Here is an 11,731-nt window from a genome sequence, read left to right on the forward strand (position 1 = left end):
CTACGGCGGCGCCTGGGCGATGGATGCCTCGGGGCAATTCACCTATGCCACGCCGACGGCGCAGACCTCGATCGCGATGGTTCTCGAGGACCTGAACCTGTTGCTGGATGGCAAAGCCTTCCTGGAGGGCGGAGAACAGGGCTGGCAGCGCGGCACCCATCCGGACGATCGAAAGCGCGTCGGAGATTCCCTGCGCCACGCCTTGCGGACCGGCGAACACTGGAATTTCGAATACCGGATCCTGCGCGCCACCGGCGCCTATGTCTGGCATCGGGCAGCGGCACGCCCCACACGCGACAGCCAGGGCCGGATTACCGGCTGGTACGGCACGACATTGGATATAGACGTCTACAAAAAGACGGAGGCCGCGCTTCTCGAACGCGAGCGCCTGCTGCAGCAATTGATCGATACCGTTCCCGCGCTCATCTGGAGCACGATGCCCGATGGCACGCCGACCTATGTGAACCGGCGCTTTACTGAGGTAACGGGCGCGACGCTGGAGGACATTACCGCAACCGACGGATCACCATCGCTGAGCGTCATCCATCCCGACGATCGCGAAACCGCCCGCCAGGCGATCCAGATATCATTCGAGACCGGTGCACCCTACCGGCAGCGATACCGCCAGCTTCGCGCCGACGGCAGCTACCGCTGGACGGAGACGAGAGCCGAACCCCTGCGGGACGAGAGCGGCGGCATTATCCAATGGTACGGCGTGAGCTCGGACATCCATGACCTGATCATGGCACAGGAGGCTTTGCAGGAACGGGAGCGCTTCCTCTGGCAGCTCGTCGAAACCCTGCCGGCGATGATCGACTGCGCGGCTCCCGACGGCGAGCCGATGTTCCGCAGCCGGCAATTGCGGGAATTCCTCGGATACGATCTTGAGGAACTAGACGGCAAGGACAAGTCCCGATTGGCCGAAACGCTGGATGCCGACGTTCACCGCGAGGATCTGGCAAGCGTCAAGGAGCGCTATGGGCATTCGCTGGCAACCGGCGCCCCCTACGCGAACAGGCACCGGCTTCGCCGGTTCGATGGTGAATACCGCTGGGTCGAGACCCGCGCGGCGCCGATGCGCAATACCGAAGGACAGATCATCCAGTGGAATGTCATCTGCCTCGATATCGATGCTGAGGTCCGCGCCCAGGAAAACCTTCTCCTTGCCCAGCGTCACCTCGCCCATGCCAGCCAGGCCGCCAGCCTTGCCGAGCTCTCGGCCTCGATCGCCCATGAGGTCAACCAGCCACTGTCGGCCGCGATCAACTCGTCGGCGGCCTGCCAGCGCTGGCTGAACGCCGATCCGCCCAATCTCGAGCGCGCCCAGAAATCGCTGGAACGCATCATTCAAAGCGCGAACTCGGCGGCCGATGTCGTCAGCCGCATCCGTGCTCTGTTCAGGCAATCCACCGACCAGCGGAACTATACGGCGATTGCCGATGTCGTCTTCGAGGCGCGCAATCTCATCGCCGAAGAGGCGAGACGGCGCGGCGTCCGGATCGATATCCAGTGCGAACCCGGGTTGCGGCCGGCTCCCTTCGATCGGATCCAGATCCAGCAGGTTCTCTTCAATCTCATGCGCAACGGCATCGATGCGATGGCATCCGCCTATTCCGAAAAGGTGCTGCGCATTCGCGTCAGCTCAACGCAGGACATGGTTCGCATCGAGGTCGACGACCAGGGTTACGGTATCCAGTTCCCCGACAAGATCTTCGAACCGTTCTTCACCACAAAGGAACGGGGAATGGGCATGGGGCTATCGATCTGCCGCTCGATCGTCGAATCCCATACCGGCCAGCTCTGGGCCGAGAACAACGAACCGCTCGGCGCCACGTTCATCTTTACCCTGCCCGCCGAGACCTGAACCGGCCGGCTTTTGAAATTTCGCTCATTCGGAAAACACCGCTCATGCCTCTTCTCGACCCCACGCTGATCTTCCCGGTCACTCATCCCGATGGAAGAGTGTCGCGAACCACGCTCTATCTGAAGAATGTCATCGACCATCCGCGCATCGAGATCGGCGATTACAGCTACTTCACGCATTACGGGAAACTGGCGGAAACCGCCGAGATCCTTGCGCCCTATCTCTTCGCCGAAAGCCGGGAACGTCTTGTCATCGGCAAGTTCGTGCAGATCGCCCGCGGCAGCTATTTCATGACGAGCTCCGCCAATCATCCGATGGCGGGCATCACGACCTACCCGTTCCGCATCTTCAAGCCGGAAACCTTCGGCTATACGGATCTTCCCGTGAAGGACACCATCGTCGGAAACGACGTCTGGATCGGCCATGACGCGGTGATCATGCCGGGCGTTCAGATCGGCCCGGGCGCCATCATCGCCGCCTCATCCGTGGTCACGCGCAATATCCCGGCCTATGCGGTGGTTGGAGGCAATCCGGCAGCGATCATCCGCATGCGCTACGACGACGAGACGATACGTGATTTGCTGGACCTTGCCTGGTGGGACTGGCCGATCGAGAAGATCGAAGCCAACCTGCCCGCGCTCGAAAGCGGCGATCTGGCCGCACTCAAAGAGGCTTAGCTTGACGCAACACGAGGTCTGGCAACACGCCAGACCTCGCAGCATCCGTTCCGGCGATCAGTAATCCCAGATCACAGGTACCCAGCGGAAAGCGTCTCCCGCGACAGCCACGCGGCCGACGGACGGGAACGGCAGGTGCGTCGCGACCAGCAGCTCGCCGGTTGCCGCAAGCTCCTTCAAGAGCTCGACGCGCACGCGCGCCGCCTCTTCCGGATCGTGCTCGAAACCGTTGAACCAGTCCGGCTGGTCGAAGCCGACGGTGAAGACGGCATCGCCGGCAAATGTCAGCCGCTCATCACCGGAGGCGATACGGATGACGCTATGGCCCGGCGTATGGCCACCGGTGCGGCGGGCAACGACGCCGGGAGCGACCTCGTGCTCTTCGTCGAAAAGACGCAGATGATCGGCATATTCCGCCAGGAACTTCTTGGCGGTCGCCCTCAGCGCATCCGGGAAGCCGTCGGGCATATGGGTGTGGGAGAAGTCCGGCGCCTCCCAGAATTTCGCCTCGGCGGCGGCAGCATGAATGCGCAGGTCGGGACGAAGCCGTTCCTTGACGCCTTCGACGACGAGCCCGCCGATATGGTCCATATGCAGATGGGTGAGCACGATATCGGTCACCGACCCGAGATCGATCCCGGCCGCCTCCAGCCGCTTCACCAGCTGGCCGGCGCGCGGCAGATGCAGGTCGGGATCAAGGCCTAGTCCGGCATCGAGAAGAATAGTCTGCTCGCCGCTGCGCACGACCACCGCGTTGAGAGGCCAGTCGAACGCATCCGTCGGCAGGAACTGGTTTACCATCCAATCCGCCCGTACCGCCGGATCGATATTGTGACCCAGCATCGAGGTCGGCAGCGGCAGCACGCCATCGCTAATGACCATCACATCTATATCGCCGATCTTCACCGCATAGCGCGACGGCACCAGCTCACCGGCACCATTGCGGCCGGGATGAAAGGCGTTTTCCGAGGGAACTTTCAGCTGCTTGGCACCCGGCGGACGGGTTTTCGTATCTGACTGCGGCATGACGCACTCCTATGTTGCTTGGACACCAGCCGGCCACCTCTCCGTATGACCTATGCCACAACGGAATTTTGAGTTTGCACCAGCGCTTGTGCGCGCAACGGCGCTCGGGTGACGGCCCGCAACAGTTCTACCGGTGGTCTGGGGCGTCGGTAATCCAAACGTAGGTTTGGGGGTGCGGGATGCGGCGGCGGCCTGTGCAGAGGGGCGCCACCCATGCAAATCCATGCCGCCTTCTAGTGCGTGACTGCTTCAGACGGATTGCGCGCGAAAATTCAGCGATGGAAAGATCCTGCTTCAGGCAGGTGTTGACCGCTATTGAAATCTGACCTCTTTACCGGCGACCGGTAATGCGAAGAGCTTCTCGCCGATTTCCAGCCTGCGATCCCCATCCGTGCGAACCACCAGTGACGGCAAGCCGGGGACATCGAGGTAGACGATCGCATCCGCGCCGAGCCGTTCGACATAGCGAACCGCGCCTTTCCATTTGCCGTCGGTCGTCGACAACGTCAGATGCTCAGGGCGAATGCCGTAGATCCTACATCCCTCCTGCGCAGCAGTCTCGCCTTCGAAGAGGTTCGTCTTCGGAGAGCCGATGAAGCCGGCGACGAAGGGCGTGGCCGGTTGGTTGTAGAGGGTCATCGGCGAGCCGACCTGTTCGATCTTTCCGCCATTGAGGACGACGATCTTGTCGGCCATGGTCATCGCCTCGACCTGATCGTGGGTGACGTAGATCATGGTGGCGCCGAGCTTGGCGTGAAGTTCGGTCAACTCGATGCGCATCTGCGAGCGCAACGATGCATCAAGGTTCGACAGCGGTTCGTCGAACAGGAAAACCTTCGGGTTGCGAATGATCGCACGCCCGATGGCGACGCGCTGACGCTGCCCGCCGGAGAGCGCCTTCGGCTTGCGATCGAGCAGATGTGCCAGCTGCAGCGTCTCCGCCGTCTGTTTGACCTTCTCCGCGATTTCCGCCTTGGGGCGCCGGGCAAGCGACAGGCCAAAGCCGATGTTCTCGGCCACGGTGAGATGCGGATAGAGTGCATAAGACTGAAACACCATCGCGATGCCGCGCTCGGATGGTTCGGCCGCAGTCACATCCTTGCCGTCGATGAACATCTTTCCCGAAGTCGAAGTCTCCAGACCGGAGATCATGCGCAGCAGCGTCGACTTTCCGCAGCCAGACGGCCCGACGAAGACGCAGAACTCACCGGCCTCGATCGTGAGATCGATGCCCTTGATGACATCAAGGCTGCCGAAGCTCTTGCGGACATCCTGAAGGACGACACTTGTCATGAATTACCCTTTCACGGCGCCGGCCGTCATGCCTGCCACGATCTGCCGGTTGAAGAAGATGAAGACGATGAGCGGCGGAATGGTCACCAGCAGGATGTTCATGAACAGCAGATTGAACTGTGTCTGAAACTGCCCCTGAAAATTATAGAGGGTGAGCTGCACGGTGACGTTTTCCCGGCCGGGAAGATAATAGAGCGGGTTGGTGAAATCGTTGAAGATCGCAATCGACTGGACGACGATGACCGTGACCGTGACCGGCTTAAGCAGCGGCAGAACAACACGGAAGAAAATCTGCAGCGGCTTGGCACCATCAACGATTGCCGCCTCATCTAGATCGCGCGGAATGGCGGCGATAAAGCTTCGAAACAGCAGGATCGTGAACGATAGCCCGTAGGCGATCTGGATGAGGATCATGCCGGATATGGTCTTGAAGAGACCGAGCGACTGCAGCACCCAGATCGTTGGAACGACGGCGGGCGGGATCATCAGACCTGCCAGAACGAAGCCATAGATCAGCGTGTTCCAGCGCGAGGGACGCCGCTGGACGACATAACCGACCATGGCTCCGAAAAGAACGAGCAGCGTCACCGCGACCACGGTGATCACCGTGGAGTTGAAATAAGCCAGGAAGAGCATGTAGTTCCGGGCTTCGATCACATCCATGAAGTTTTGCCACAGCTGCCATTCGCTGGGCCACGTGAAGGTCAGCGCCTGGGCCTCCTGCCGCGTCTTGGCGGCGGTAAGGAAGACGAAGAGGAAAGGCATGACGAAGATCACGCCGCAGGCGAGCATCGCCACTATCCCGGTATAGAGCTGGCGCCGCGTCACAGGTCGATCTCCTTACGGTTGAACCAGGCAGTGAGCGGCAGGACGATCAGGCCGATCAGGAGGAAAAGAATGACATTGCCCGCGGTCGAGAGTCCGTAAAAGCCGGCCTGATACTGTTTGTAGATGACGCTTGCCAGAACGTCGGAAGAAAAGCCGGGGCCACCCTTGGTCATCGCCCATATCAAATCGAAACTGCGCAGACCGCCGATCAGCGAAAGGGTCACTACCGTCACTGTTGCAGGTTTGGAGAGAGGGACGGTGACACGGAAGAACATCTGCCGGCGTGTCGCGCCGTCAATCCGCGCCGCCTCGTAATAATCGGGGCTTATAGATGCCAGACCGGCGATGTAGATGACCGTCGCGAGGCCCACTCCCTTCCAGACGTCGACGACGACGATGGAATAGAGCGCAAGCGCCGGATCCGTCAGCCAGCCTGGGCCGTGGATGCCGAGCGTCGCCAGCGCGACATTGATCAGGCCGCGGGTCGGATGCATCAGAACGGAAAAGGTGATGCCGACGCCAATGGTCGAGACGAGAACGGGAAAGAAGATGATCGTCCGCAGCGCGCCCTGCGCCCAAATTCCCGACGTCAGCAGCACGGCAAGCAACAGGCCGAGCACGGTCTTGGCCGCGGATGTCGTCACGGCATAGATGACCGTGTTGATCAGTCCCTTGATCAGGAAAGGCTCGCGGAAGAACTGCTTGTAATTCTCCAGGCCGATGAACTGCGTGGTGAAGAGATCCCAGCGCGTCAGGCTGAACCAGAAGGATGCGATCGTGGGCGCCAGAAAGAGCGTGGTGAACACAACCGCCGCAGGCAGAACGAACCAGTACGGATAAGGGGATTTTCGCGCGACCATGGCGGCTCCTTGAACATCTGGCCCGCATCCCGCGGCGAAAGCCATGCGGGATGCGGGCTACAGCCGTTACCAGTTCGGCAGGCCGAGTTGCTTTGCCTGCTTTTCCACGTCCTGGTCATAAAGCGCGGCGGCATCCTTGGCCGAGCGAATTCCGGTGCCGACCTCGACCGCGATCTGTTCGAGCGCCGGGCCCTTTACCGGCGAAAGGAACTCGAGCGCCGGACCCGCGCGGCCCTCGGTTTCGAAATAGGGCAGCATATCGCTGACTGCCTGCGGCACGTCCTTCGGCAGTTCGCAGCCCTTGATCAGATAGGGACCGGACGGCACGGCCTTGGCCATCAGCTCGCAGCCTTCCTTCGAGGCGACGAAATCGAGAAACTTCTTTGCCTCTTCGAGATGTTCTGCCTTTGCCGAGAGATAGAGCGCCGCCGGCATCCAGATGGTCAGTCCGTTCTTGGCTGCATCGTTGCCCGGCACTGCGAAGAAGCCGACATCCTGCAGGTTGTCGGGGAAATTCTGCTGGATATTGCCGATGCCGAAGGTGAGGCTCGGGTAATGTGCGGCTTCGCCGGTCGATACCATACGCATGCCGTCGTCGAAGGTCGCAGCGCCGAAGTCCTCATTAAAGAAGCCGGCCTTGGCGACTTCTTCTACATGCTCAAAGCCACGCAGTGCGGCCGGCGTGGTCGCGTACTTCACCTTGTTCGCCGTATAGTCCGTCGCGAAATTCGGAACCTCGGATTGAACATTGAAGAAATCTGCCAGCACGAAGATCTGCGACGTCCACGTCGTGCCGTAAGTCTGCGCCAGCGCAACCTTGCCGGCCGCCTTGATCTTCTGATTGTTGGCGATGAAATCGGCCCAGGTCTTCGGCGGCTGAAGGCCAAGCTCGGCATAGATTTTCCTGTTATAGAAGATGCCGCCACCCATGGCCGGCCCGAACGGAATACCGCGAACATGACCATCGGAGGCGCTGACGACCTTCTTGAACGTATCCAATATGCCGGCTGCGGAAGGAAGATCCGATAGGTCGGCGATCGTCTGCTCCGGCTTCAACGCCTGGAACAGCGAGCCGCTATTGTATTGGAAAATATCGGGCATCTCGCCGGTTGCCAGCCGCGTCTTGACGATATTGTCGCCTTCCGATCCGCCGGCTCTCTGCTCGACGTCGAAGGTGACATCCGGGTGCTTTTCACTATAGGCCTTTGAGACGGCGTCGAAGGACGCGATCGACTCGGGATTTGTGTCGATCATAATGCCGAGCGTGACGTCGGCCCATGCGGCGCTGGCGGACAAGCCCAGCATGCTTGCGGCAACAATGCCGTATCTCGTCATTCTCATGGTCAATTCCTCCTCTTGAAGACCAGGATCATTTCCGCTTTTGGTTGTGGCAAGGCCAAACCCGATGTCAGATCGCAAACTCGATGACGTGCCGGCCGGCGGCGATGGTTGCCGAGGTTCCCTGAGCGACGGCCTGTCCGTCAATGCGCAGTGCGCGGCGCTTCGCTGTCGCATCCATTCGCGCGGTCATGCCGGCGGGTAGAGCGAGGTTGCAGGTGACCTGTCCTGCCTCGAGGCTCCACTGCACCTCCACGCGTCCAAGGGCCGTGTCGTGCCAGGCCGAGACCGGTGACAGCGCCGGCAAAATCGCTGGATCGAACAGTATCTCGTGAAATGCCGGGGTTTCCTCCCTCGGCTTGATACCGGCGACATCCTCGAACAACCACTGGCATACGGCGCCATAGGCATAGTGATTGTAACTGTTCATATCGGGATCATAGATCGTGCCGTCCTCGGCAAGCGCGTCCCAGCGCTCCCAGATCGTCGTCGCGCCGCGCTCGACCTGGTAGAGCCAGCCCGGAACCTTGCGGTTGAGAAACATCTTTTCAGCAAGGTCGAGCATACCGAGGCGTGTAAGCGCGGGCAGCAGCGCCGGCGTGCCGATGAAGCCAGTACCGATGACACCATCGGTCTCTTCAGCGACCTTACGGAAGTAGGCGCGACCAGCCTCCTCATATTCGGCCGGCACCAGGCCATAGAGAAACGCCAACGCCCACGACGTCTGATCATTGTGGGCGATCCGTCCCGATGACGAGAAGAATTCGTGCTTGAAAGCTTGCCTGATCTCGGCAGCCCGCAACGCCAGCCGCTCCGCTTGACTATTCTCGCCGATGACACGGGCAATCCGCGCCGCGATCTCGGTCGAAATGAAGTGATAGAGTGTCGCTGCGCAATCGTCGGCGACGGTCGGCCGCGGCTTGCGGTTATCGCCTACCGGCTGCAGCCAGTCGCCGAAGGTAAATCCATGCTCGCCCCACACAGCAGGTGGACGAATGACCGGTCCGTCAGAAATGTTCCAGAGATAGTCGAGCCACCGCAGCATCGCCGGGAAGCATTCCTCCAGGGCAGCCTTGTCGCCGTAGTGCAGATAGAGCTGCCACGGAATGATGACGATCGCATCCCCCCAGCCGGTGGAGCCCGCCCAGTCGCCGCGATCCGTGATCGGGTGAAGACGCGTCGGATCGGGGGAGAAGTGCGGAACGGCGCCATTTGGACGCTGATCATGCATCACATCGCGAAGATACTTGCGCAGGAAGGACTGGCTGTCGGCAAGCCAACAGGCGGTTCCGGCGAAAACCTGTGCATCGCCAGTCCAGCCAAGCCGTTCATCGCGTTGAGGGCAATCGGTAGGAATCTCGATGAAATTGGAACGCTGCGACCAGATCGTATTCTCGACCAGCCGATTGACAGCATCGACCCCGCAGGTGAAGCCGCCGGCTGCCACAGGCACCGAGGAAATCGGCACCATCTCGATCGCCAGCACCTCGACGCGTCCCGTCAGGCTGAGGCGCGCGTAGCGGAAGCCCATGAAGGTGAACAGCGGCGCATAGGATTCTTCTCCGTCACCGCTCAATGTATAGACAAGCTCGGCGCGGGCGCTGCGATAGTTCCGATTGTCGAAGTGACGGTCGGGACCGAGCACTTCTGAATGCTCGACACGGATCTGCGCACCGGCTTCGCCTTGCACGCGTATGCGGATATAGGCTCCGGCATTCTGGCCGAAGTCATAGACTGTCCGGCCATCGGCCTCCACACAGCTGTCAAGCGGCGGGCGGGCGGCGAGCTCACGGACCGCATCCGTTTCGTGCGGAACAAGTTTTGTCTCGTCGAACGGCAGGATTTCGACGCCGCCAATATCGCGTACCTTGATCCGCGCATCGTAGTCCTCACCGAAATAGATGCCATTGCGAAGAACAGGCGTGAAGCCGCTTTGCCAGCTGGCGTCCGTCTGCAGAAGGAGGGCGTCGCCACTTCGAAGGTCTGCAAGCGCCCCTACCCGGTCTCCCCAGCAATTGACGATCGGGTTGGAGGCCCACATCAGCTGGCTGCGGTACCAGCCATCGCCAAGCCAGATCTCGATCCGGTTTTCGCCGACGACCAAAAGATCGGACACTTCATAGGTCTGGTAAGCGATACGGTCGTCATAGCAGGTCCAGCCGGGCGTGAGCAGGTCGATACCGACCCGCTTGCCGTTGATGAAGGCACGGTAGAGGCCGAGCGCCGATATGCGCAGCGTAGCTGTACGCGGAAGGGTGGCGATGTTGAAGGTTGCGGAGACGAAGCTGCCCGCCTTTCCCTGACCGGCGTCGCAGGATGGCGCAATCATCGATGCGCCGGACCGGACGTCGTTTGAAGCGGACACGGTAGTGCCTTGCGTCGCGATATTCATTGATACCTCTCCTCCAACCGCGCTCCCACACGGTGTGTATATCGTTCTATGTATATCATTCTACAAATCGAATTGCGTGGCAAGGGCTTTTTCCCTATAATCGGCGGCGACACCGGAGAGAGAGCATTTCTGCATGGATTTTCAGGACGTTAACAAACCGAAGGATCGCATCACCATCCGTGATGTGGCGGTTGATGCCGGGGTTTCGGTGGCCGCGGTCTCCAAGGTTTTGCGTAACGCCTATGGCGTCAGCGAAAGCTTGCGGCAGAAGGTCGAGACATCGATCGAGAAGCTGAATTACCGCCCGTCCGTCGCCGCACGCGCGATGCGCGGCCAGACCAGTACGGTGGGCGTTCTGGTGATCGAGCTCAGCAACCCCTTCCTGGCCGGCGTGGTGGAGAGTGCGAACGCCGCACTGCTTGGAGGCGGTTACAAATCAATGATCGGGATCGGGCATTCCGCCAGTTCCATCGAGACTTCCATGATCGAGTCGATGATCGACAACCGGATGGATGGCGTGCTGATCATTGCGCCACGGATATCGGGCAAAGTCCTGGATCGCTACGCCAGGCAGATCCCCATCGTCGTCATCGCGCACCATGAAAGCGAGGCGCAGACATATGATTCCGTCAATTCGGATGACCGCAGGGGGGCATTCATCGCTGTGGAGGCGGCCTTTGCGAAGGGATACCGCGATATCGCCATGCTCGGCTACGAGCTCATGGATTCGCCACCGACGGTCGTCGCCATACAGCGCGAACGCGGCTATCTTGAAGCAGCAAGGCGCCTCGAGCTGCAGGATCGTATTATCCGCCTGCCTCCAGTTTCCTCCGACCGTCATGCGGAAATGGAAGCATTCCTGAATATGCCGGACCGGCCACGCGCCGTTTTCGTCTGGTCGGATCTCGATGCGGTGCCGGTCGTCAACATGGCACGCATGCGCGGTATTCGGGTGCCGGAAGATCTTGCGATCATCGGCTACGACAATTCCCCCGTCGCAGCGATCCCCCTCGTCGGCCTCGACAGCATCGACCAGAACCCCGCCGAGCTCGGCCGCACAGCAGCGGAAATGCTGCTCAGCCGGATCAACGGCCGGAATGTTGCAGAACATCGCCTTATTGAACCGCGCGTTGCGACACGCGGCAGCCTTTAGGTTGAAAGTGAGCCTAGTATTGCCGCGCCGATGTCTACCTTGGAAGCTCCGGGTTCGGCCACCTTTATGGCGTGCAGGATCAGCCACGATCGCCTAGGGCAGGCGGGTCCCCCAGAAACGCAAAACGCGCCGGATGGCGGGCTGTGATGTGTGTCGGGAAGTTTGGTTTCGGGGTGAGGCTTTGAACCTTCTGCGTTGAGGGTAAGCGCTGTTTTCAGGCCACGGCTTTGAGTTCGTGCCTTGCGGCATAGGTCCACGGCAGCAGGTCGTCGATTTGGCTATTTGGATGGCCGTTGGCGA

Annotated in this window: 9 protein-coding genes; 3 read left to right on the forward strand and 6 right to left on the reverse strand. The window is 60.6% G+C overall.

Annotated features, from left to right (window positions below; genetic code table 11):
- The first annotated feature begins 76 nt into the window (after positions 1 to 76).
- Together ACQZ5H_RS31495 and ACQZ5H_RS31500 are read left to right on the forward strand one after the other, a co-directional pair.
- Positions 77 to 1,864, forward strand: a complete 1,788-nt coding sequence (locus ACQZ5H_RS31495; RefSeq protein WP_449100081.1) for a PAS domain-containing protein — start codon at positions 77 to 79, stop codon at positions 1,862 to 1,864.
- A gap of 44 nt (positions 1,865 to 1,908) precedes the next feature.
- Positions 1,909 to 2,541: a CatB-related O-acetyltransferase gene (locus tag ACQZ5H_RS31500; RefSeq protein ID WP_449100076.1), complete on the forward strand. Its 633-nt coding sequence runs from the start codon at positions 1,909 to 1,911 to the stop codon at positions 2,539 to 2,541.
- Positions 2,542 to 2,598: 57 nt separating this feature from the next.
- On the opposite strand, the gene ACQZ5H_RS31505 is transcribed toward ACQZ5H_RS31500, so the two are convergent.
- The 6 genes from ACQZ5H_RS31505 to ACQZ5H_RS31530 form a co-directional block, all read right to left on the reverse strand.
- On the reverse strand, positions 2,599 to 3,567 hold the full coding sequence (locus ACQZ5H_RS31505) for an MBL fold metallo-hydrolase (RefSeq protein WP_112719971.1): 969 nt from the start codon (positions 3,565 to 3,567) through the stop codon (positions 2,599 to 2,601).
- 312 nt (positions 3,568 to 3,879) lie between these two features.
- Positions 3,880 to 4,860: an ABC transporter ATP-binding protein gene (locus ACQZ5H_RS31510; protein ID WP_449100077.1), complete on the reverse strand. Its 981-nt coding sequence runs from the start codon at positions 4,858 to 4,860 to the stop codon at positions 3,880 to 3,882.
- 3 nt (positions 4,861 to 4,863) lie between these two features.
- Complete coding sequence (locus ACQZ5H_RS31515) at positions 4,864 to 5,652, reverse strand: carbohydrate ABC transporter permease (RefSeq protein ID WP_199627788.1); 789 nt, start codon at positions 5,650 to 5,652, stop codon at positions 4,864 to 4,866.
- Between the two features lie 32 nt (positions 5,653 to 5,684).
- The gene (locus ACQZ5H_RS31520) at positions 5,685 to 6,548 is read right to left on the reverse strand and encodes a carbohydrate ABC transporter permease (protein WP_112719968.1); all 864 of its coding nucleotides are present in this window, start codon (positions 6,546 to 6,548) and stop codon (positions 5,685 to 5,687) included.
- Between the two features lie 66 nt (positions 6,549 to 6,614).
- Entirely contained in the window at positions 6,615 to 7,889 is a 1,275-nt protein-coding gene (locus ACQZ5H_RS31525; protein WP_449100078.1) for an ABC transporter substrate-binding protein, read from the reverse strand.
- A gap of 67 nt (positions 7,890 to 7,956) precedes the next feature.
- A complete protein-coding gene (locus ACQZ5H_RS31530; RefSeq protein WP_449100079.1) occupies positions 7,957 to 10,278 on the reverse strand; it encodes a family 78 glycoside hydrolase catalytic domain in 2,322 nt (773 codons plus the stop codon).
- Positions 10,279 to 10,411: 133 nt separating this feature from the next.
- On the opposite strand from ACQZ5H_RS31530, the gene ACQZ5H_RS31535 reads away from it, so the two are divergent.
- On the forward strand, positions 10,412 to 11,431 hold the full coding sequence (locus ACQZ5H_RS31535; RefSeq protein WP_449100080.1) for a LacI family DNA-binding transcriptional regulator: 1,020 nt from the start codon (positions 10,412 to 10,414) through the stop codon (positions 11,429 to 11,431).
- The last annotated feature ends 300 nt before the right edge of the window (positions 11,432 to 11,731 follow it).

The sequence above is a fragment of the Rhizobium sp. 21-4511-3d genome, assembly GCF_053522545.1.